The 21,245-nt window shown below is 69.3% G+C and carries 22 protein-coding genes and 1 tRNA gene; 11 read left to right on the forward strand and 12 right to left on the reverse strand.

What is annotated here, in order from left to right; all coding sequences use genetic code 11:
* Window positions 1–77: 77 nt before the first annotated feature.
* The 3 genes from LHA26_RS05680 (at window position 78) to LHA26_RS05690 (ending at window position 3,115) form a co-directional block, all read left to right on the forward strand.
* On the forward strand, window positions 78–830 hold the full coding sequence (locus LHA26_RS05680) for a DUF4136 domain-containing protein (RefSeq protein WP_252167764.1): 753 nt from the start codon (window positions 78–80) through the stop codon (window positions 828–830).
* Window positions 831–958: 128 nt separating this feature from the next.
* Complete coding sequence (locus LHA26_RS05685) at window positions 959–1,699, forward strand: 16S rRNA (uracil(1498)-N(3))-methyltransferase (RefSeq protein WP_252167765.1); 741 nt, start codon at window positions 959–961, stop codon at window positions 1,697–1,699.
* Between the two features lie 42 nt (window positions 1,700–1,741).
* A complete protein-coding gene (locus LHA26_RS05690) occupies window positions 1,742–3,115 on the forward strand; it encodes a glutamate--cysteine ligase (protein ID WP_252167766.1) in 1,374 nt (457 codons plus the stop codon).
* On the opposite strand, the gene LHA26_RS05695 is transcribed toward LHA26_RS05690, so the two are convergent.
* The gene (locus LHA26_RS05695) at window positions 3,109–4,719 is read right to left on the reverse strand and encodes an efflux transporter outer membrane subunit (protein ID WP_252167767.1); all 1,611 of its coding nucleotides are present in this window, start codon (window positions 4,717–4,719) and stop codon (window positions 3,109–3,111) included. The two genes, LHA26_RS05690 and LHA26_RS05695, sit on opposite strands and share 7 nt — an antisense overlap.
* Before the next feature lie 75 nt (window positions 4,720–4,794).
* A complete protein-coding gene (locus tag LHA26_RS05700; protein ID WP_252167768.1) occupies window positions 4,795–6,705 on the reverse strand; it encodes a potassium transporter Kup in 1,911 nt (636 codons plus the stop codon).
* Window positions 6,706–6,854: 149 nt separating this feature from the next.
* On the opposite strand from LHA26_RS05700, the gene LHA26_RS05705 reads away from it, so the two are divergent.
* Genes LHA26_RS05705 through LHA26_RS05715 form a run of 3 tightly spaced genes read left to right on the forward strand, consistent with a single transcriptional unit; the run spans window position 6,855 to window position 9,840 of the window.
* Entirely contained in the window at window positions 6,855–8,354 is a 1,500-nt protein-coding gene (locus LHA26_RS05705) for a sensor histidine kinase (RefSeq protein WP_252167769.1), read from the forward strand.
* Window positions 8,355–8,359: 5 nt separating this feature from the next.
* On the forward strand, window positions 8,360–8,809 hold the full coding sequence (locus LHA26_RS05710) for a response regulator (protein ID WP_302898041.1): 450 nt from the start codon (window positions 8,360–8,362) through the stop codon (window positions 8,807–8,809).
* Window positions 8,806–9,840: a sensor histidine kinase gene (locus LHA26_RS05715; RefSeq protein ID WP_252167770.1), complete on the forward strand. Its 1,035-nt coding sequence runs from the start codon at window positions 8,806–8,808 to the stop codon at window positions 9,838–9,840. The genes LHA26_RS05710 and LHA26_RS05715 overlap by 4 nt, the downstream gene beginning before the upstream one ends.
* Before the next feature lie 9 nt (window positions 9,841–9,849).
* On the opposite strand, the gene LHA26_RS05720 is transcribed toward LHA26_RS05715, so the two are convergent.
* Window positions 9,850–10,485: a DNA-3-methyladenine glycosylase family protein gene (locus tag LHA26_RS05720; protein WP_252167771.1), complete on the reverse strand. Its 636-nt coding sequence runs from the start codon at window positions 10,483–10,485 to the stop codon at window positions 9,850–9,852.
* Between the two features lie 82 nt (window positions 10,486–10,567).
* Between LHA26_RS05720 and LHA26_RS05725 the strand changes: the two genes are divergently transcribed.
* Window positions 10,568–10,885 (forward strand): 2Fe-2S iron-sulfur cluster-binding protein, encoded by a 318-nt coding sequence (locus tag LHA26_RS05725; protein ID WP_252167772.1) that lies wholly within the window; start codon window positions 10,568–10,570, stop codon window positions 10,883–10,885.
* Here the strand turns inward: LHA26_RS05725 and LHA26_RS05730 are convergent, their stop codons facing one another.
* A complete protein-coding gene (locus LHA26_RS05730) occupies window positions 10,886–11,653 on the reverse strand; it encodes a TrmH family RNA methyltransferase (RefSeq protein WP_252167773.1) in 768 nt (255 codons plus the stop codon). It abuts the gene before it with no gap.
* Window positions 11,654–11,736: 83 nt separating this feature from the next.
* On the opposite strand from LHA26_RS05730, the gene LHA26_RS05735 reads away from it, so the two are divergent.
* Window positions 11,737–11,823, forward strand: a tRNA-Tyr gene (locus tag LHA26_RS05735).
* A gap of 128 nt (window positions 11,824–11,951) precedes the next feature.
* On the opposite strand, the gene LHA26_RS05740 is transcribed toward LHA26_RS05735, so the two are convergent.
* Genes LHA26_RS05740 through LHA26_RS05750 form a run of 3 tightly spaced genes read right to left on the reverse strand, consistent with a single transcriptional unit; the run spans window position 11,952 to window position 12,632 of the window.
* Window positions 11,952–12,218 (reverse strand): BrnA antitoxin family protein, encoded by a 267-nt coding sequence (locus tag LHA26_RS05740; RefSeq protein ID WP_252167774.1) that lies wholly within the window; start codon window positions 12,216–12,218, stop codon window positions 11,952–11,954.
* The gene (locus LHA26_RS05745; RefSeq protein ID WP_252167775.1) at window positions 12,208–12,402 is read right to left on the reverse strand and encodes a BrnT family toxin; all 195 of its coding nucleotides are present in this window, start codon (window positions 12,400–12,402) and stop codon (window positions 12,208–12,210) included. Before LHA26_RS05745 ends, LHA26_RS05740 begins: the two co-directional genes overlap by 11 nt.
* A gap of 44 nt (window positions 12,403–12,446) precedes the next feature.
* Window positions 12,447–12,632: a hypothetical protein gene (locus LHA26_RS05750; protein ID WP_252167776.1), complete on the reverse strand. Its 186-nt coding sequence runs from the start codon at window positions 12,630–12,632 to the stop codon at window positions 12,447–12,449.
* Window positions 12,633–12,944: 312 nt separating this feature from the next.
* On the opposite strand from LHA26_RS05750, the gene LHA26_RS05755 reads away from it, so the two are divergent.
* The gene (locus LHA26_RS05755; RefSeq protein ID WP_252167777.1) at window positions 12,945–14,702 is read left to right on the forward strand and encodes a hypothetical protein; all 1,758 of its coding nucleotides are present in this window, start codon (window positions 12,945–12,947) and stop codon (window positions 14,700–14,702) included.
* Window positions 14,703–14,742: 40 nt separating this feature from the next.
* Here LHA26_RS05755 and LHA26_RS05760 read toward each other — a convergent pair whose 3' ends face one another.
* The 4 genes from LHA26_RS05760 to LHA26_RS05775 form a co-directional block, all read right to left on the reverse strand.
* Complete coding sequence (locus LHA26_RS05760; protein WP_252167778.1) at window positions 14,743–15,339, reverse strand: SOS response-associated peptidase; 597 nt, start codon at window positions 15,337–15,339, stop codon at window positions 14,743–14,745.
* A gap of 381 nt (window positions 15,340–15,720) precedes the next feature.
* A complete protein-coding gene (locus LHA26_RS05765) occupies window positions 15,721–15,948 on the reverse strand; it encodes a DUF5818 domain-containing protein (RefSeq protein ID WP_252167779.1) in 228 nt (75 codons plus the stop codon).
* A gap of 88 nt (window positions 15,949–16,036) precedes the next feature.
* Complete coding sequence (locus LHA26_RS05770; RefSeq protein WP_252167780.1) at window positions 16,037–17,086, reverse strand: glycosyltransferase family 4 protein; 1,050 nt, start codon at window positions 17,084–17,086, stop codon at window positions 16,037–16,039.
* Window positions 17,083–18,018, reverse strand: coding sequence for a UDP-2,3-diacylglucosamine diphosphatase (locus LHA26_RS05775; RefSeq protein WP_437441235.1), 936 nt, complete (start codon window positions 18,016–18,018; stop codon window positions 17,083–17,085). Before LHA26_RS05775 ends, LHA26_RS05770 begins: the two co-directional genes overlap by 4 nt.
* A gap of 215 nt (window positions 18,019–18,233) precedes the next feature.
* Here LHA26_RS05775 and LHA26_RS05780 point away from each other — a divergent pair, with 215 nt between their 5' ends.
* A complete protein-coding gene (locus LHA26_RS05780; protein ID WP_252167781.1) occupies window positions 18,234–18,881 on the forward strand; it encodes a class I SAM-dependent methyltransferase in 648 nt (215 codons plus the stop codon).
* Window positions 18,881–19,513 carry a hypothetical protein gene (locus LHA26_RS05785; protein ID WP_252167782.1) on the forward strand — a complete coding sequence of 211 codons (633 nt, stop codon included), beginning with the start codon at window positions 18,881–18,883 and terminating at the stop codon, window positions 19,511–19,513. The genes LHA26_RS05780 and LHA26_RS05785 overlap by 1 nt, the downstream gene beginning before the upstream one ends.
* A 64-nt stretch (window positions 19,514–19,577) precedes the next feature.
* Here the strand turns inward: LHA26_RS05785 and LHA26_RS05790 are convergent, their stop codons facing one another.
* Window positions 19,578–21,239, reverse strand: coding sequence for an aminotransferase class III-fold pyridoxal phosphate-dependent enzyme (locus LHA26_RS05790; protein ID WP_252167783.1), 1,662 nt, complete (start codon window positions 21,237–21,239; stop codon window positions 19,578–19,580).
* Window positions 21,240–21,245 lie beyond the last annotated feature (6 nt).

Below are 21,245 nucleotides of genomic sequence, written 5' to 3' on the forward strand. Positions count from 1 at the left end.
TGTTCGGGTCGCCTCGTCGATACTGTGCGCGCCGATCCGGCTGGCGGGGTCCATCCGCTCCCAAGAGGTCATGCTCAATGACGATTGCCCGTAAAATTCTCGCCGCCGCCGCTCCACTGGCGCTTCTCGTCGCCGGTGGCTGCGCGCAGACCTTCACCGCCAACGTCGCCCGGTTCCAGCGTCTGCCCGAGCCCACGGGCCAGACCTTCCGGATCGTGCCGACCAACCCGCGCTTTGCGGGCGGCCTTGAGTTCGGCAGCTATGCCAGCCTTGTGTCGCACCATCTCGCGCAGTTCGGCTACCGCCCGATCGAAGGCGCGGGGCCGGCCGACATGGTCGTCCAGCTCGATTATGGCGTCGATCGCGGCCAGCAGAAAGTCACCACCACGCCCGGCTTCGATTGCGGCGGCTGGGGTGGCGGCTGGGGTGGTTGGGGCGGCGGCTGGGGCGGCTGGGGCGGTGGCTTCGGCGGCTGGGGCCGTGGCTGGGGCGGCTGGGGCGGACCCGGCTGGCGCTATGGCTGGGGCGGCTTCGGCTGCCCGGACGTGGAGAGCTACACCATCTATTCCAGCTATCTCGCCATGCACATCACCCGCACCGACGGCGTGAAGCTGTTCGAGGGCCGGGCGCGCGCCCATTCCACCACCGACAATCTGACGGTGCTGGTGCCCAATCTGATCGACGCGATGTTCACCGGCTTCCCGGGCAATTCGGGCCAGGACATCCGCATCACCGTGACGCCGGAACAGCAGCGCCAGCGCCGCGCCGCGCCCGGCGGCGCGCCGATGCCTGCGCCCGCGCCGATGCCGGCGGGGGGCCCGACCAGCTGATGCGGCCGGCCTCGCGGACGGACAGAGGGGGCGCCGGTGCATCCGGCGCCCCTTTTGCCGAGCCGGGGCCGGACAAGGCGCCGATCCGATCTTCCCAAGGCCGCCGCCAAGGCCTTATGGCTGCGGCCATGCCCGCCACCCCCGCCTGGCCGCCGGCGAGCGCGCCGCGCCTGTTCGTCGACCAGCCGCTCGCCGCCGGCAGCGACCTCACGCTCGATGCCGCCGCCACCAATTATCTCGTCACCGTGCTGCGGCTGAAGCCGGGCGCGATCGTGCGCTGCTTCGACGATCGCAGCGGGGAATGGGCGGCCGAGCTGGGCGAGGGCAGCCGCAAGGCGGCGCGGCTCCATGTCACCGGCCAGCTCGCCCCGCGCGAGCCCGTGCCCGATCTCTGGCTGCTCGCCGCGCCGATCAAGCGCCAGCGGATCGACTGGCTGGCCGAGAAGGCGTGCGAGCTGGGCGTCGCCCGGCTCGTGCCGGTGCTGACCCGGCGCACCGTGATCGAGCGGCTCAACCCCGAGCGGCTGCGCGCGCATATGATCGAGGCGGCCGAGCAATGCGGGCGCACCGCCCTACCGGCGCTGGCCGAGCCGGTGAAGCTCGCCACGCTGCTGGCGCAGTGGCCGGAGGGGCGCGCCCTGTATTTCGCCGACGAGACCGGCGGCGACGCCTTCGCCGGGGCGATCGCGCCGGGGCCGGCGGCGATCCTGATCGGCCCGGAAGGCGGCTTCGATCCCGAGGAGCGCGCCGCGATCCGCGCGGTGCCGGGCGCGATCGGCCTGTCGCTCGGGCCGCGCATCCTGCGCGCGGAAACCGCCGCGCTCGCCGCCGTCAGCCTGTGGATGGCCGCCGCCGGCGACTGGCGCTGATCGCGCTTTCCATACCGCTCGGTAGCAGCTAGGGCGCGGCGCATGTCGACCCGCACCGCCACCGCCGACGCCGATCCCGTCATCGAGCACCGCGACGATCTGCTCACCCTGTTCGCGCGGGGGGAGAAGCCGGCCGATCGCTGGCGGATCGGAACCGAGCATGAGAAATTCGTCTTCTTCCGCGACTCCCACCGCGCGCCCAGCTATGACGAGCCGGGCGGCATTCATGCGCTGCTGATCGGCCTCACCAAGTTCGGCTGGGAACCGGTCTATGAGAATGGCCATATCATCGCGCTGTCCGGCGCCGATGGCGGCATCAGCCTTGAGCCCGCCGGCCAGTTCGAGCTGTCGGGCGCGCCGCTCGACAATCTCCACCAAACCTGCGCCGAAACCGGACGCCATCTCCGCCAGGTGAAGGAGATTGGCGATGCGCTCGGCCTGGGCTTCCTCGGCATGGGCTTCTGGCCCGACAAAAGCCGCGCCGATCTGCCGATCATGCCCAAGGGCCGCTACGCGATCATGCTGCGCCACATGCCGCGCGTCGGCGAACTCGGCCTCGACATGATGCTCCGCACCTGCACCATCCAGACCAATCTGGATTATGGCAGCGAGGCGGACATGGTGAAGAAGTTCCGCGTCAGCCTCGCGCTGCAGCCGCTCGCCACCGCTCTGTTCGCCAATTCGCCCTTCACCGAAGGCCGGCCCAACGGCTTCCTCTCCTACCGCTCGCACATCTGGACCGATACCGATCCCAAGCGTACCGGCATGCTGCCCTTCGTCTTCGAGGACGGCTTCGGCTATGAGCGCTACGCCGAGTATATGCTCGATGTGCCGATGTACTTCGTCTATCGCGACGGCCGCTACATCGACGCCGCCGGCCTCTCCTTCCGCGATTTCCTCGATGGCCGCCTGTCCGTGCTGCCGGGCGAGAAGCCGACCATGGCGGACTGGACCGATCACCTCTCCACCGCCTTTCCCGAGGTGCGGCTGAAAAGCTTTCTCGAGATGCGCGGCGCCGATGGCGGTCCTTGGGGCCGCATCTGCGCGCTGCCGGCCTTCTGGGTGGGGCTGCTCTATGATCCCAACGCGCTCGATGCCGCCTGGGACGAGGTGAAGCATTGGACGATCGAGGATCACCACCGCATCCGCGCGCAGGTGCCGCGGCTCGGCCTGCGCACGCAGGGGCCGCGCGGCCGCACCTTCCAGGAGCTGGGCCGCCGCATCCTCGCCATCGCGCATGACGGCCTCGCCGCGCGCCGCCGCCTCAACGCGGCGGGCGATGACGAGACCGGCTATCTCGCCGAGCTGCGCGACATCGTCGCCAGCGGCCGGACCTCGGCCGATCTGCTGCTGGAGCGCTTCAACGGCCCCTGGGGCGGCGACATCCGCCGCATCTACGACGAAATGGCCTATTGAGCGCCCGGCGCGCGCGGAGCGGGTGCGGGCGCTGAGCCGGTATCGGCCGCGCCGTCATCCGGACGCAGCCCGCCGCCCAGCGCGGTGTAGAGGGTGACGAGGTTGGTCGCGCGCGCGAGCCGCGTGCTCGCCAGCGTCTGCTCCGCCGCATAGGCGGTGCGCTGCGTGTCGAGCGCGGTCAGATAGGGATCGATCCCGGCCCGGTAGCGCGCGTCGGAGAGCAGCGCCGCCCGGCGCGCCGATACGACGCGCGCGCCCTGCGCCGCGATCTGCTCGGCGATGGTGCCGCGCACCGCGAGCGCGTCGGAAACGTCGCGGAACGCGGTCTGCACCGCCTGGCGGTAGCGCGCCACCGCCGCGTCGCGGCTGGCCTCGGCATAGCGCAGCTCGGCGCGGCGGCGGCCGAAATCGAACAGCGTCTGGACGACGCTGCCGCTCGCATTCCAAGACCAGCTGCCGCCGGCGAACAGGCCCGCCAGCCCGCCCGAGGCGGTGCCGGCGGCGGCGGTGAGCGAGATGCTGGGGAAGAAGGCGGCGCGCGCCGCGCCGATATTGGCATTTTCGGCGCGCAGCTGATCCTCCGCCTGGATCACGTCGGGGCGGTTGAGCAGCACGCCCGAATCGAGGCCGGCGGGCAGATCGGCGAGCGTCGGCTGCGCCTCGCCCAAAGCGGCGGGCAGCAGCGCGGCGGGCACGGTGGTGCCGGCGAGCAGGTTGAGCGCATTCTGATCCTGCGCGATCTGGCTGGTGCGCTGCGCGACATCCGCGCGCGCCGACTGGAAGGCCGTGTCCGCCTGCCGCACGTCCAGTTCGGACACCACGCCGCGGGTGAACTGGGCGCGCGTGATGCGCAGCGATTCGGCATAGGCGGCGCGCGTTTCCCGGCTGAGCCGCAGCTGGTCCTGGTCCGAGGCCAGGGTCAGCCAGGCGGTGGCGACTTCGGCGATCAGGCTGATCTGCGTGGCATCGCGCGCGGCGCGGGTGGCGAGATATTGGTCGAGCGCGGCCCGCGAGAGATTGCGGATACGGCCGAACAGATCGATCTCCCAGGAGGCGATGGTGGCGGTCAGCCCATAGGTCTCGATCGTCCGCCCGGCGGCGGTGCCGGTGGTCGCGCCGATCAGGCTGCCGCTGCCGCTGGTGCCGCCCGTTCCCGTTCCCGTGCTCGTGCCCGTGCCGGTCGTGCCGGTGGTGACGCCGGTGCCTGCGGTGCCGGTCGATCCGGTCAGCCCGCTGCCGCTGATCCCCGCGCTGGCGCCGTTGCTGGCGGTGCGGCGCCCGCTGGCGCTGGCTGCGACGCCGAGCGTGGGAAACAGGTCCGCGCGCTGGATGCGGTATTGCGCGCGCGCCTGGGCGATGGTGGCGAGCGCGAGCTGGATATCCTGATTATGCGCCAGGCTCATGCCGATCACCGTGGCGAGGCGCGGATCGGTGAAGAAGCGGCGCCAGCCGATCGCCGCGACATCGCCCCCCGCTCCCAGCGCCGGATAAGCGGGGCCTTGCGAGAATTGGCTGGGGATCATCGGCGCGGGCCGCCGATAGTGGGGCGCAAGATCGCACCCGGCGAGGGCGAGCGGCAGCAACAGGAAAAGGCGGCGCGACATGCGCGTTCCGAACACCAGCCCCGCCGCGCTGGCAAGCGCGAAGGTGTTACGGCTTCGACATCATGTGTCGCGCGGTCAGATTTCTAACTGGCTGCCGAGTTCGACCACGCGGTTGGGCGGCAGCTTGAAGAATTCCATCGCGCTTTCGGCGTTGCGCACCATCCAGGCGAAAAGCTTCTCGCGCCAGATCGCCATGCCCGGCCGGTCCGACGGGATCAGCGTCTGGCGGCCGAGGAAGAAGGTCGTCTCCATCAGCTTGAACGGCGCGCCGCAGGCGCCGCTGCGGGCGAGCGCGGCGGGCACGTCGATATCCTGCATGAAGCCGTAGCGCAGCACGATCCGGTGGAAGCCGGAGCCGAGATCCTCCGGCATGACGCGGCGCTCCTCCTGGACCACGGGCTGACCCACGATCTTCACCGTCAGAATCACCACCCGCTCATGCAGCACCTTGTTGTGCTTCAGATTGTGCAGCAGCGCCGGGGGCGCGCCCTCGGTCGAGGCGCTGAGGAACACGGCGGTGCCCGGCACCCGCTTCACCGCGCGCGTCGCCGAGCCGATGAAGGTCTCGAGCGGCATCGAGCTTTCCGCCAGCCGCGCGCGCAGGATGCGGCGGCCATCGGCCCAGGTCGTCAGCCCGGTGAAGGCGCTGAGCCCGACCAGCAGCGGAAACCAGCCGCCATCGGGGATCTTGGTGACGTTGGAGGCGAAATAGGCGCCGTCTACGAGCAGGAAGGCGCCGATCACCGGCGCCGCCAGCGTCCGCCGCCAATGCCAGACCTGGGTGACGAGCACGCCCAGCATGCACGAGGTGATGAACATCGTGCCCGTCACCGCGATGCCATAGGCCGAGGCGAGGCTGTCCGAGCTGCGGAAGCCGAGCACGAGCAGCAGCACGAAGCCGAGAAGCGCCCAATTGACCAGCGGGATGAAGATCTGCCCGGCGGCCTCGGCGCTGGTGTGGGTAATCTTCAGGCGCGGCAGAAAGCCCAGCTGCACCGCCTGCTGCGTCACCGAAAAGGCGCCCGAGATCACCGCCTGGCTGGCGATGATGGTGGCGCAGGTGGCGAGCAGCACCATCGGCAGTCGCGCCCAATCGGGCGCCATGCGGTAGAAGGGGCTGTCGATCGCGGCGGGATTGTCGAGCAGCAGCGCCGACTGGCCGAGATAGTTGAGCATCAGGCAGGGAAAGGCCACCCACAGCCAGGACAAAGTGATGGCGCGGCGGCCGAAATGGCCCATATCGGCGTACAGCGCCTCGGCCCCCGTCACCGCCAGCACTACCGAGCCCAGCGCGAGAAAGGCCAGCACCGGATCGGCGAGGAAGAAGCGCGCCGCCCAGACCGGGTTGAGCGCGAGCAGCACGCTCGGATCCTGCGCGATGTTGATGCCGCCGAGCAGCGCCAGCACGAAGAAATAGACGAGCATGACGGGGCCGAAGACCCGCCCGACCCGCGCCGTGCCGCGCGACTGGATGAGGAACAGGCCGAGCAGGATCACCATCGAGAGCGGCAGCACGAAGGGCGCGAAGCTGGGGCTCGCCACCTCCAGCCCCTCGACCGCCGACAGGACCGAGATGGCCGGCGTGATGATGGCGTCGCCATAGAAAAGCGCGGTCGCCAGCACGCCCAGCAGGATGATGCCGCTGGTCCAGCGCTTGCCCGGCGTGTTGCGCACGATCAGCGCCAGCAAGGCGAGGCTGCCGCCCTCGCCCTGATTGTCGGCGCGCATCGTGACGAACACATATTTTAGCGTCACGACGATCATCATCGTCCAGAAGATCAGGCTGAGGACGCCGAAGATGTGCGGCCGGTCCAGCGCCAGCGGGTGCGGACCGGCGAAGCTCAGCTTCAGCGAGTAGAGCGGGGACGTGCCGATATCGCCGAACACCACCCCGATCGCGCCGATCGCCAAGGTGCTGAGCTTCTGGCCCTGGCCATGATCATGGCTCTCGCCGAGATCGCCGGTCAGGCCCGCAGTCGCGTCCATCGTCGCAGGACCCATGTCTCAAATGCCCTCGCGCGCACCCCGGCGCTTTGGCGGGCCTATGGTCGCATGGCGCGCGGAAATAAAGGGGTTGCCGGTGAAACTCCACGCAAGGCGTTGCGCTGCGGTATGAATTTGCTACGCGACCAGCAATGCTGACCGCGCTTCAAGAAACCGCCCGCAGCGAACGCCGCGTTTCGCGCCTGGTTCTGACCTGCGCGCTGCTCGGCTTTCTGGCGCTGTTCGTGGCCGCCGGCGTGGCCGCCTGGTCGGTGCTCCAGGCGCAGGATCATGCCCGCTGGGTGGAACATACCTACCGCGTCCAGCAGCGAATCTCCGCGCTGCGCACGGCGGTGGAGCGCAAGGAGGCGGCGCGGCGCGGCTTCCTGCTCGATTCCACCCCCTCGCGCCGCCAGCTGTACGATCAGGCGGCGGGGCTGCTGCCGCGGCTGGTGGTGGAGGTGGAGCGGCTGACGGTCGACAATCCCGCGCAGCAGACCAACAGCGCAGAGCTGGGCCGGCTGATCCGCCAGCATGACCAGATGATGCAGGCCTCGCTCGCGCTCGCGCTGCGCGATCCGCTGGCGGCGCGCGCGCGCTTCGACGAGGATGGCAGCCGCGACGTGCTGGCCGCGCTGCGACAGGTGACCGCGCAGATGCTCTTCATCGAGGAGCAGCTGCTTCACCGCCGTGTCGCCGAGCAGCGGCGCAGCGTCACCATCCTGTTCGTCGCGCTGGGCGTGGCGGCCGTGCTGCTGGTGGTGGTGGCCGTCTTCTCCATCGTCACGCTGCGCAACTATACCAGCGGGCTGATCAAGGCGCGGCTGCGCGTGGAGGAGCTGAACGACGAGCTCGAGGATCGGGTGGAGGAACGCACGCGCGATCTCACCCGCGCCAACGAGGAGATCCAGCGCTTCGCCTATATCGTCAGCCATGATCTGCGCTCGCCGCTCGTCAATGTGATGGGCTTCACGGGCGAGCTGGAGGCCGCCACCAAGCCGCTGGCGGCGCTGGTGGACGCCGCCGAGGCGGAGGCGCCCGCCATCCTCAGCGAGGAGGCAAGGCTGGCCGCGCGCGAGGATCTGCCCGAATCGATCCGCTTCATCCGCAGCTCCACCCAGAAGATGGACCGGCTGATCAACGCCATTCTCAAGCTCTCGCGCGAGGGCAAGCGCGTGCTCGCGCCCGAGACGATCGATCTCGGCACGCTCGCCGATGGCATCGTCGCCTCGCTTGCGCACCGGCTGGAAGCGATCGGCGCCACGATCGAGGTGGTGCGGCCGATGCCGAGCCTGGTCGCGGACCGGCTGGCGGTGGAGCAGATGCTGTCCAACCTCGTCGAGAATGCCGTCAAATATCTGAAGCCCGGCCGCCCCGGCCGCATCATCCTCTCGGCCGAGACGCATCGTGGCCGGATCGACGTCAAGGTGGCCGATAATGGCCGCGGCATCGATCCGCGCGATCACGACCGCATCTTCGATCTGTTCCGCCGCTCGGGCACGCAGGACCAGCCGGGCGAAGGCATCGGCCTCGCCCATGTCCGCGCGCTCGCCTACCGCATGGGCGGGCTTGTGGAATGCCAGAGCGCGCTCGGCGAGGGCGCGACCTTCACCCTGTCGCTCCCCGCCACCCCTCTCTCCAGTCAAGGATAACGCTTGTGAACGCCCAACAGCCGGTCAACATCGTCATGATTGAGGACGATGAAGGCCATGCCCGCCTCATCGAGAAGAATATCCGGCGCGCCGGCATCTCCAACGGCATCCGTCACTTCACCGATGGCACCAGCGCGCTCGACTATCTCTACACCGCGCCCGACGGCCCCGCGCTCAACGGTCCGGCGCTGGTGCTGCTCGATCTCAACCTGCCCGACATGTCGGGCACCGATATTCTCGCGCGCATCAAGGCCGAGGGCAATCCGCTCAAGCGCACGCCGGTGATCGTCCTCACCACCACCGACGACAAGGTCGAGATCCAGCGCTGCTACGATCTCGGCGCCAATGTCTACATCACCAAGCCGGTGGACTACGAGAATTTCGCCGTGGCGATCCGCCAGCTCGGCCTGTTCCTGTCGGTCATCCAGGTGCCGGAGGTCGAGCCCGAGGCATGAGCGCCGAACGGCGGATCCTCTATATCGACGATGACGCCGGCCTGTGCCGGCTGGCGACGCGCAGCCTGGCGCGGCGCGGCTATCGGGTCGACATCGCCACCGACGGCGCCACCGGCGTCGCGATGGCGGCGGCCGAGCGGTACGACGCGATCACGGTCGATCATTACATGCCGGGCATGGACGGCGTTGCGACGCTGGAGGCGCTGCGCGCCCAGCCGGAGCCCGCCCCCGTCGTCTATGTCACCGGCTCGGAGGAGAGCCGTGTCGCGGTCGCCGCGCTCAAGGCGGGCGCCGACGATTATGTGGTGAAGACGCTGGGCGAGGATTTCTTCGACCTGCTCGACACCGCGCTCAGCCAGGCGATCGACCGGCGCGCTCTGTCCCTCGCCAAGGCGGTGGCCGAGGCCGAGCTGCGCGAGAGCAATGCGCGGCTCGAGACGCTGCTCCGGGAAGTGAATCACCGCGTCGCCAATTCGCTGCAGCTGGTCTCGGCCTTCGTCCATCTGCAATCGGCCGCGCTCACCGATCAGGCCGCCAAGGAGGCGCTGACCGATACCCAGCGCCGGATCGAGGCGATCGCCAAGGTGCATCGCCGGCTCTACACGGGCAGCGCGCTCGATATGGTGGCGATGGACGATTATCTCCACGCGCTGGTGGAGGAGCTGGAACAGACCTGGTCGACGCCAAGCGCGCCGCGCCAGCTGAAGCTGGCGAGCGATCCGATCCGCATGACCACCGATCGCGCCGTGTCGCTCGGGGTTATCGTCAACGAGCTTGTCAGCAATGCCTGCAAATATGCCTATGCGGGCGGCAGCGGCGGCGAGGTGCGGATCGCGCTGCTGCGCGAGGGCGAGGCGCATTTCCGCCTCGTGGTGGAGGATGATGGCTGCGGCATGGCGCCGGGCGCGACGCCGCGCGGCACCGGCATCGGCACGCGCGTCATCGGCGCCATGGCCAAGAGCCTGCATGGCGAGCTGAGCATCGATCCCGGCCATAGCGGCGTCCGCGCGGTGCTCACCGCCGCGCTTTGACGGCCGCGCTCAGATCGGCAGCGCGGCGCGCGCGGCACTCGTCATATAGCTGTGCCAGGCGAAGATGGCGGCGGCGCCCCGGTGCGGCCGCCAGGCTTCGGCGAGCGCGCGCACGGCCTTCTCGCTCGGGCGCTCGGCCAGGCCCAGAAGCCGGCCCGTCTCGATCTGCACGGCGAGATCGCCCGCCGGCCAGATGTCCGGCCGCCCCTCGGCGAAGAGCAGATAGATTTCGGCCGACCAGCGCCCGATCCCCTTGATCCGCGTCAGCGCCGCGATCGCCGCCTCATCCTCCTCGGGGAGCGCGGCGAGATCCAGCGTGCCCTCCGCCACCAGTCCGGCCAGGCTGCGCGCATAGCCCGCCTTCTGCCGCGACAGCCCGGCGGCGCGCAGCGTCTCGTCCGAGGCGGCGAGCAGCGCGCGCGGATCGTCCACACTGCCCAGCGCCGCCGCCAGCCGGCCATGCACCGCGCGCGCCGAGGCGACGCTCACCTGCTGGCCGATGATGGTGCGCAACAAGGTGCCATAGCCGCGCGCCTGGATGCGGGGCGGCGGCACGCCGATCGCCGCGACCCGCGCGGCGATGCCGGGCTCGCGCGCCGCCAGCTCCGCCATGGCCGCTTCCAGCTGTTCGATGCTCAGCCCCATGCCGCTCCACGTTCCCCGCTTGTGCGCCGCGCGCGCTTTCCGCATAGCCCCGGGCGACCGGAACGTCATCCAAAGGATAGTCATGCCGAAGCTTATCATCGTCACCCGCGAAGGCGAGGAGAGCAGTGTCGACGGCCAGACCGGGCTGAGCGTGATGGAGGTGATCCGCGATCACGGCATCGACGAGCTGCTCGCCCTGTGCGGCGGCTGCTGTTCCTGCGCCACCTGCCATGTCTATGTCGACGAAGCCTATGCCGACCGGCTGCCGCCGATCAGCGCGGACGAGAGCGATCTGCTCGACAGTTCCGATCACCGCACCGCCGCCAGCCGCCTCTCCTGCCAGCTGCCCTTCGACGAGAGTCTCGACGGGATGCGCGTGACGATCGCGCCGGAGGAATGATCAGTCGCGCGGCGGCGCCGGCCGGGTCGCCGTCGCGTACAGCGCGATCGCCGCGGCGTTGGAGATGTTCAGGCTCTCCACGCGCGGGCTGATCGGCAGCTTGGCGAGGATGTCGCAATGCGCCTCGGTATTCTGGCGCATCCCCTCGCCTTCGGCGCCCAGCACGAGCGCCTGCTTGCCCGGCACCATCGCCTCGCCCAGCATGGCCTTGGCATGGCCGGTCAGGCCGATGCGCCAATAGCCGGCCTCCGCCATCTCATCGAGCGCGCGGGCGAGGTTCACCACCCGGATCCAGGGCACATTCTCCAGCGCGCCCGAGGCGGCGCGGGCGAGCGCGCCCGATTCCGGCGGCGCGTGGCGATCCTGGGTGACGATGCCGAGCCCGTCGAACGCCGCCGCCGAGCGCAGCACCGCGCCGACATTGTGCGGATCGGTGACCTGATCGAGCACGACGATCGGCCGCCGATCGGCCGGGTCCGCCGCCGTCTCGAACAGATCGGCGAGCCAGCGATCGGGCAGCGGATCCACCTCCAGCACCAGCCCCTGGTGCGGCGCGTCGGGCGGCACCAGCCGGCCGAGATCGGCGACATCGGCGTAGCTGACCGGCAGCAGCGAGGGCGCGAGCGCGAGCGCGGCGGCCGCCTCGCGCGTGGCCCAGAGCTTGCGGAGCGTCCGTTCGGGGTTGGCGAGTGCCGCCGTCACGGCGTGGCGTCCCCAGAGACGGACACGACCGGAGGCGGAGACGGAGGGGCGATGGCCTTTGCGCATGATCCGCGCGCTTTTCTACGTTGCCGCGTTGACAGGCAAGACCTCTTTCGCCACAGAGCCGCCTCGCCCCGGCGCGCGACGCTGGAAGGGTGGCCGAGTGGTTAAAGGCAGCAGACTGTAAATCTGCCCGTCTCTGACGTACGCTGGTTCGAATCCAGCCCCTTCCACCATTCACCGCGCCGGGGCGTTTCCAGTTGGGAAGGGGTGTGCGGAAGGTCCTGTCGGGCCGATGAGCACGCTTCCGGGGATCAGATCATCAGGGCTGGGCGCCAAGAGGGCGGACCTTCCTCCGATGGCTCTACACCGATATTTTTCTCAGCGCCGCGTTGATGCGTCCCTGCCAGCCCGGCCCCGTTGCCCGGAAGCGGGCGAGCGTGTCCTTGTCGATGCGGATCGTGATCCGCTCCTTGTCGGAGCCCGGCGGCCGGCCGATCGGCTTGGCCGTCTTTGGGAAAGCGGCGAGAATAGGCTCGGGCAGCTCGGCGGCGGGCCGCGAGCGGGCGAAATCCTCCTCGGTCCACTCGGGGTTGTCGTCGTCGAAGACGGGGGGCTTCTCAGAGGCCATAGCGGCGCATCTCCCTGGCGTGCGCTCGGCGGAGGCTGATCGCGCGAACCCGGCCGTTGCGATCGACGGCGGCGAGGCAATGGGCCACCCCGTCGATCAGGCCATAGAGGCGATAGCGGGGCTCATCGAAGCGGGCGCTGTCATCGATGAACCGTCGGCGCTCGTCCGCGCGCCTTCGCCTCATCGCCTCGAGGAAACACGCCCGCGCCCGGGTCGATGCGCTTCGCGCTAGGCGTCCGGGGCGGAGGCGCACAGCAGCACGGCGGCGGCGACGCCGGCCTGCCACAGATCCTGGCGCCCCGCGCGGCGGCCCGCCATGGCGAAGGCGAGCGCGGTAGCGGAGGCTGCCGGCTCCCCGCGTAGCGCACAGGCCATGGCCCGCGCCTCCTGGTCGATATCCGCTATGGTCCGCATCCAGCCTCTCCTGTCTTTTTTCAAAGGCTAGAAGGCGCGGCGGGTTCCCGCATCCGGCGCGTCGGCGGGGCGTGCCAGATCGGGCGGGCGGGCGCGAAAAGCCGGCCGCGCGCCCGGCGGCCACCGCACCCGTCCGGGGCGACAGCGAGGAGGCACAAGCGTGGTCGCTTGCAACTGTTCGCCAAGGACATCGCCCGCAAGACACGGGGCGGCGCCACCATTCCCAAGTCTTTCCCAAGCACAGCCAAGGTGTTACCTAGATGTAGCCGACGATCGGACGATTACGAATCGGCGGTTTATCGGGAGATCGTCATGCCTGCAGCGTCGATGCCAAGCCTCGCCTCGCTCGATCTCTACACCATCTACCAGCCCGACGACGGCACTTATCTGCTCTATGGCCAGCGGCTCGATGCGCAGGGCAATGCCATCGGCGCGCCGATCCTGGTGAGCGATCCGGGCTATACCGACAATGACGGCAATGTCGGTCAGGTGACGATCCTCAAGGATGGCGGCTTCGTCGTCTCCTATGATTCGCGCGATCCCTTCAGCCCGTTCGACGTCGTGACCACGGTCGTGCGCCACTATGACAGCAATGGCGCCACCGGCGGCCAGCTCGGCATTCTCGGCCCCTATACCTTCTACGACAATGTCATCCAGCAGCGGCAGCTGCTCGACAATGGCGGCTTCGCCATCCTCGCGACCGACATCCGGAGCGATATCGCTCCCGATGTGTCGATCAGCGATTCCACGCTGATCATCGGCACTCCGCATGGCGGGATCGTCCAGACGGAGGTCGCCTATTTCGAGACGGATGGGGGCACGCCGCTGCCCTCCTTGCTGCAAAGCCAGCCCGTGCTCAGCGTCGGCCCCGACGACAGCGTCATCGTCCGGTTCGATCGCGCCTATTCGCCGCCCAACCCCGATTTTCCGACCGACGATCCCACCGGCACCCAGCATTTCGAGTTCGTCTACGACGCGGAGGGCCGGCTGGAGAGCCAGCGCTTCGCCGATTTCGACGGCACCGTCACCACCACGCGCTACGATGCCTCGGGCCACGACCTGGAGACGCTGGTGCGGCACCCGGACGGCTCGATCTCCGACGATCTGTACGGCATCACCGGCCAGGCCTATGTCCACCAGGTCTCGTCCTACGACGCGAGCGGCCATCTCGTCTCGATGCAGCGCTATGCCGCGAACGGCACGCTGATCCTCGATCAGAGCGCCGACCGCACCGAGAGCTATGCGCCGGACGGATCGCATATCCTGTATCGCAGCGACGGCGCGCAAAGCATCATCGACAGCTATGACGCGGCGGGCACGCTGATCAGCGAGGATGTGCGCAACAGCGTCACCGGATCGCACGTCCGCGATCTCTATCAGCCCGGCCATGGCTATGTGTTCGAGGAGCAGAGCTTCTTCGCCGATGGCAGCCGCACGATCGACGATTATGACGGCGCCGGCAACGAGAAGACCGTCACCTATGACGCGACCGGCTTCGTCACCGGCCAGGTCCGCCGCGCCGCGAGCGGCGCCGTGTTCACCGAGACGCACGATCATCAGGGCGGCTTCACCGTCGACCAGAGCGACGCGTTCGGCCGGCCGATCGTCTCGATCGTCGGCGACACGCAGGGCAAGACCGTCATCACCACCCAATGGGACGGCCTCAACGACACGCCTCCGCGTCGCATGATCGAACATTGGTCGGGCGACATGGTGACGGACCGCGAGTTCATCACCCCCGAGTCCGACCGCGTCACCATCTATGCCGCCGGCGTCACCAAGGCGATCAATCCCGACACGCTGGTCGTCGGCTCGCCGCTCGGCGCCGGCACCTTCGTCTTCGGCGAGACGCTCGGCAAGGTGACGATCGCGGGATTTCTGGCCGGCGATGCGCCGAACCATGATGTGCTGGATCTGCGCGCGGCAGGCATCACCAGCCCGGAAGCGCTCCAGGGCCATATCGCCGCCGCCGGTGGCGATACGCTGATCACGCTCAGCCCGCACGACACCATCCTGCTCAGGGGCATTTCGGAGGCCGCGCTCACCAGCGCCGACTTCTTCTTCCACTAAGCGACGGCGCGCGGACGCCGTAAGCCGGGATCGGGGCCGATCAGGCCAGCGCCATCAGCTGCGCCGGGAAGGGCGCGGCGAGCGTCAGCGCCTCCTCGAGCGGGGCGCTGAGCCAGCGCGCCTCGTCCTCGTCGTGGAGCAGCACCGGCATCGCCTTGGGGTGGATGGGCGCGACCAGGCTGTTGGGCTCGGTGGTGAGGAAGGCGAAGACCGCGCCGCCTTCCGCCGGCCGCCACACCCCCGCGAAGCTGACGATCGGCCGCGACGGCACGCTGAACCAGTGGAGCGGGCGTTGGCCGACCGGACCGGGGCCATATTCGCTGAAGCTGGTGAAGGGCACGAGGCAGCGCCGCGCCGGGTTCTGCAACGCCGATCGCCAGAAGGGCGAGGCATAGTTGCGGACATTGGTGACGGGCTTCTCGATCCGCTTGCCCGAAGCGCCCGTCACCATGTGCGGAAAGCCCCAGCGCATCGCGTCCAGCCGGCGCGCGCCCTGCTCGGCGCGCACGACGAAGGCGCGTTTTTTCGGGAAAAGCTCGTCGGGCGGATAGCTTTCGTCAACGGGATAGGGGCTGATGATGCCGTAGCGCGACAGCAGCTCGGCTTCCTTGGCGCCCATGCGGTAGCGGTTGCACATCGGCGGCGGCGCGCGCGGTGTCCGGCGTCACGCCGCCGGGCGAGGCGCGGGCGGCCCCCGCCGGCGAGCGGTCGCGGGCGCACGCACCGGCGCGCCCGGCGGTCTCGAAACCAAAGCCGAGTCCGCCCGCGCCATTCACCTCCCCTTTTCTGTGCAGCGTTTTTTGGAGACTCTCCCGCATCCGCGGCCTCGTCAAGCGCCATCTCCAGGAGATGGTTGGTGAATCGCCGGCACTGCGCGCGGCGGGACGGCGGCTCGGGGCCGGCGGCGCGTAAGCATGCGATGGACATCGGGGCGCCCCTTAGCCCGACGGCCCCCGGCTATGCGCGCGTTGACTGTGGCGGGCCGCACGGCCGCGTCGGCCCAGGCGCGCGCGGACGATCAGCCGCAGGGGCCGATGGCGCGCACCCAGACATGATCCGCCCCATAAAGATCGCCGGTAATCTCGACCTGCTGGTCCATCAGGTGCAGCGGCACCGGATCCAGTTCCAGCCAGAGATCGCGGCCGGCGGCATCGTGCAGCGCGAAGGCCCCGGCCTTGGCGATGAACAGGCCGGTGCGGCGGCAGGGCGCCGGGTCGGACCGGCATGGCGCGGCGATTTGTTCCATCGACAACTCCCAGACGGTTCCGCCCCGGGGTCATCCCCTCCGAGCCGGAGAATAGCCGCGCGTCATGGGAATGCAATATTATTTTGGCTCAGGCACGTCGCACGTGATTTCCTTGCGCCATACCCGACACCTCGGATCGAACCGCCAAGCCGGCGACGAACTGATCGGTGCAGCGTACCCAGTCGAAGCGCTTGGCGGCGTGTGCTACGGCGCTGCGGTCCAGTTGGAGCGCCTGCTCGATCGCTTGGTCGAGATCGGCGTGGAGGATGCCGGTCACGCCGGGGTCAACCACTTCCAGCGGGCCGGCGACGGGAAAGGCGGCAACCGGCGTGCCACAGGCCATGGCTTCGGCCATCACCAGCCCGAACGTATCGGTAAGGCTGGGGAAGACGAGCAGGTCCGCGGCGCGGTACATGGCGGCCAGCGCCGCGCCGCGCAGCGCCCCCATGAAGCGCGCCTCGGGAAAACGCTGCGCCAGCGTCGGGCGCGCCGGCCCGTCCCCCACCACGATCTTCGTCCCCGGGCGATCCAGCGCCAGAAAGGCGGCGATATTCTTCTCCACCGCGACGCGCCCGACATAGAGGAGCAGCGGCCGGGGCAGATCCGCCAGCCCCTCCGGCCAGGGACCGTCCGGGCTGAACACGCTATTGTCCACCCCGCGCGACCAGCGATGCGTGCGGCTCAGGCCGCGCTTAGCCAGCTCCTCCGCCAGCGCCGCGCTGGCGACGAAGACGCGCTCGGCGGGCGCGTGGAAGCGGCGCACCGGCGGCCAGAACCAGTCGCTCGGCAGGCGCGTCCGCAAGGCCAGATAATCGGGAAAGCGCGTATGGAAGCTGGTGGTGAAGGGTTGGTCGTGCAACAGGCACCAGCGCCGCGCCGCCCAGCCGAGCGGGCCTTCGGTGGCGATGTGCACGGCATCGGGGCGGAAGCCGGCAAGCCGCTCGGCCAGCGCGCGGCCCGGCCGGATGGCGAGCCGGATCTCCGGATAGGTCGGACAGGGCACGCCGGGAAACTGGTCCGGGGTGATGGTCTCCACGGCCATGCCGCGGGCCCGCAACTGCGCCACCGTGGTGGTGAGGGTACGCACAACGCCATTGACCTGGGGCGCCCAGGCATCGCTGATCAGCGCGATCCTCACGCCGGGGCGAATTCGCCCTGTGCCACGATGCGCGGCGTGGACCGGTGCGTCAGCGCCTCCTTGCGGCGCTCCTCCGCCCAGTCGACGATCATCATGCGGCCATCGGCCTCTTCGACCAGCGCGGTGCAGCTCTCCACCCAGTCGCCGTCATTATAATAGGTGACGTCCCCGAACTGGCGGATCTCGGCGGAATGGATGTGCCCGCACACCACGCCGTCCACCCGCCGTTCGGCGGCGGCCTGGGCGACGACTTCCTCATAGCGCGAGATGAACTGGACCGCGTTCTTCACGCGCTTCTTCATATGCGCCGCGAGCGACCAATAGGGCAGGCCCAGCCGGCGGCGCACCCAGTTGACCGCGCCATTGCTCTTGAGGAGCAGCGTGTAGGCGGAGTCACCCAGAAAGGCGAGCCAGCGCGCATAGAGAACCACGCTGTCGAACTGGTCGCCATGCAGCACCAGCAGCCGGCGCCCATCGGCGGTGACGTGGATGTCCTCGGGCACAAGCTCGACGTCGCCGAAATGCAGGCCGATGAAATCGCGCAGCACTTCATCGTGATTGCCGGGCACATAGACGACGCGCGTGCCGTGCTTGGCCATTTTCAGGACGCAGCGCACCACATCATTGTGCGCGGCGGGCCAGAACCAGCCCTTGCGCAGCTGCCAGCCATCGATGATGTCGCCCACCAGATACAGCGTCTCGCATTCCATCGACTTGAGGAATTCGAGCAGCATCTCGGCGTTGCAGCCGGCGGTGCCGAGATGCACGTCGGAAATCCAGACGGTGCGGTAGCGCTGGCGGCCGTCGGCGGGCGCATCGCCCTCGCCGCCCTCGGTCATCCAGCTCGGCAGGACGGGACTGCGTCGGCTGGTGCGCGCGGGCGGCGCCCCCGGCGCACGCGCGACGATCGGCAGGTTGGGCAAGGATGCCATGTCCGCTCCCCAAGGCATGGGGCCGGCGACTCCGCCCCAGCCCGGCTTCTGCATAGACGTAAACCGCGATGGTTCGGTGAATAGTCGATGACGTTATGCTTACAGCCGCTTTCGACCTATGCCTGTCTCGAAAGTGAAACATGCAACTGTAAGAGATTGGCACTGGCGCTGATGTACCGCGCCCTTCGTGAGACGGGATGGTCATGGCCTTATCGATGAGCACCGCCAGTGTCGCCCAGGCTTATGGGCGGTGGGCACCAGTGTATGACTTTGTTTTCGGTCCAGTATTTCGGCGCGGCCGATCGGCCGCCATCCGCGCGGCGGAGCAGGTGGGTGGCCGCATCCTGGAAGTGGGCGTCGGCACGGGCATCTCGCTGCCCGATTATGCCGCCTCCAGCCGGCTCACCGGCGTCGACATATCCGAGCCCATGCTCGACAAGGCCCGCGCCCGGGTCGCGCGGCTAAGGCTGCGCAATGTCGAGGCGATTCGCGTCGGTGACGCGGAGGCGCTCGATTTCCCCGACGAGGCGTTCGATGTCGTCGTCGCGCAATATGTCGTCTCGGCGGTGCCGCATCCGCGCCGCGCGCTCGATGAATTCGCGCGCGTCTGCCGTACCGGCGGCGAAATCGTCATCACCACCCGCGTCGGTGCCGAAAAGGGGCTGCGCAAGGCCATCGAGAAGGGGCTGATGCCGGTCACCAGCCGGCTCGGCTTCCGCACCGATTTCCCGTTCGAACTTTACACCGAATGGGCGCTTACCCGGCCCGATGTCCGCCTCATCGAGCGGCGCCCGCTGCCGCCGCTCGGCCATTTCTCGCTCGTCCGCTTCACCAAGCTCGCCACACCCAAAGGGATCGCCTGATGCGCCGCCTGCACTTCGCCGCCGAGAGCGGCCAAGCGGGATTTCGCGCCCAGCTCGCCGAACAGCGCTGGGACGACCACCGCTTCTACCACCAGAGCCTGCTCAACCAGAGCCTGCACTTCGTCAGCGCCTGCACCTTCCTGATCGCCTATGTGCTGCTGTTCACCGATCCGGCCCTGGCCAGCCTGCTGGCCTGGGGGGTGGCGATGACGAGCCGACAGGCCGGGCATTTCTTCTTCGAGCCGAAGGGCTTCGACGAGAAGAACCAGGTCAGCCACGCCTATAAGGAAGAGGTAAAGGTCGGCTACAACCTGGCCCGCAAATATGTGCTGATGGGGGCCTGGGGCGCGGCGCCGCTGCTGCTGTGGCTCCAGCCGGATCTGTTCGGCATGATCCAGGCGCCGCACGATTTCGAGGGCTATCTCCGCCATGTCGGCATCGCCTGGCTGATGCTCGGCCTGCTCGCCATCGCGCTGCGTGTCGCGCAGCTCACGGTGGCGCGCGATTTCGAGACGGGGCTGGTCTGGGCGGTCAAGATCGTCACCGATCCCTTCAACGATTTCCGCCTCTATCGCAGCGCGCCCGCGCAGCTGGTGAAGGGGCGGCGCGCGGGCGATCAGCTCGCCGCCTGATCGACGCGGCGCGGCTAGCCGGCAGAGGGCCGAGGCCGCGCCGCGCCCTCGGCCCGGTCGCCGCTCAGCGGCCCAGCCGGGCGCGGATCGTTTCGCGCAGCACCTGCCGGCGCAGCATCGTGTTGGTGACGCCCGGCGCCTGCCACCACCAGCCATCGGCCTGCATCGCCACGCAGGCGGCGGTGAAGCGGCGCGCGATTTCCTCGAACAGCGCATCGTCGATATCGAGGCTGAAGATCAGCCGGCCGGTGCCCACCCAGCTCAGCGCCAGCCCCTCCGCGCGGAGATAATATTGCAGCATCCAATTGTAGCGCGAGGGCTGTGTGTAGAGCACGCTCCAGATGGTGACGAGCGCGGCGATCCGCACCGGCACGCCGGCCGCCGCGAGCCGGGCGTTGAGCGCCTCGGCGCGATCGGCCCAGCGCCTGTCCATATCCTGGTAGAGCGCCTTGACCTCCGCCGTTTTCAGCCGGCGCAGAAAGGCCGCCATCGCCGCCATCACATAGGGGTGCGCGTTGAAGGTACCGCGCGCGAAGCAGATATCGGCGGGCCGGTCCTCGCGGAAGCGGCGCATCAGCGCGGCGCGTCCGGCCAGCACGCCCACCGGCAGGCCGCCCCCCAGCGTCTTGCCCAAAGTCAGGAGATCGGGCGTCACGCCGAAATATTCGGCGGCGCCGCCGGGCGCGAGGCGGAAGCCGGTGAAGATCTCGTCGAGGATGAAGACGATCTTGTTGCGGCGGCAGGTCTCGGCGAGGCGCCGCAGCCACGCGCCATAGGCCTCGCGCTCGACGCCGGCGGCGCGGCTGCTGTCGATCAGCATATTGTCGCCCGGCGCGCCGCGATTGGGGTGCAGCGCCTGCAGCGGATTGACGATGACGCAGGCGATATCGCGGCGCCGCGCCAGCACCGCCAGCGTGCGTTCCGACTGGTCGGCCAGCGTCAGCGTATGGTCCGCCGGCACCGGATTGCCGATGCCCGGCTGCACATCGCCCCACCAGCCATTATAGGCGCCGCAGAAGCGCACCACCCGGCGGCGTCCGCTATGGTAGCGCGCCAGCCGCACCGCCTGCATCACGGCTTCCGTCCCGGACATGTGGAACGAGAATTCCTCCATCCCCGTCAGCGCCTTCAGGCGGGGCAGAACGGAGAGCAGCACGGGATGATAGGCGCCCAGCACGGCGCCCAGCGGCGCCGCCTCCGCCACCGCCTCGGCGATGCAGGCCTTGTACGCTTCGTGGCCGAGCAGATTGACGCCATAGCTGCCCGTGCAGTCGATCAGGCGATTGCCGTCGAGATCGGTGAGCCACGGCCCGTCGGACCGCTCCAGAAAGGCGCCCATCCCCAGCTTCGCGCGCACCAGCGGCGAGAATTGGAAGGGCACGCGGTAGCGGCTGGTGAATTGCAGGTCGGACAGGCTCTGGCGCGCCTCGGCGGTGCGCGCCAGCGTGATCGGAAAGCGCGCGGCATAGAGGGCGGCGAGCCGCTCGAAGCCGGCGCGGCGCTGCGCCGCGATCGCCTCGGGCGCGCCATCGGCGGCGAAGACGGTCGCCTCGTCATAGGCGTAGAAGGGGATCTGGCCGGCGATGCGCTTGGCCATGCGGACATGGCCGGCGAGCGACGGATGTTTGGCGCGCGACAGAGCGAGGCGGGTGCGCGCCTTGGCGGCGGTGGCGAGCGCGCCGGCACCGGCGGCGCCCGCGAGCAGGGCAGTGGAGAGCGTAGCCATGGCCTC

It is taken from the genome of Sphingomonas morindae (assembly GCF_023822065.1).
Lineage (GTDB): Bacteria > Pseudomonadota > Alphaproteobacteria > Sphingomonadales > Sphingomonadaceae > Solisphingomonas > Solisphingomonas morindae.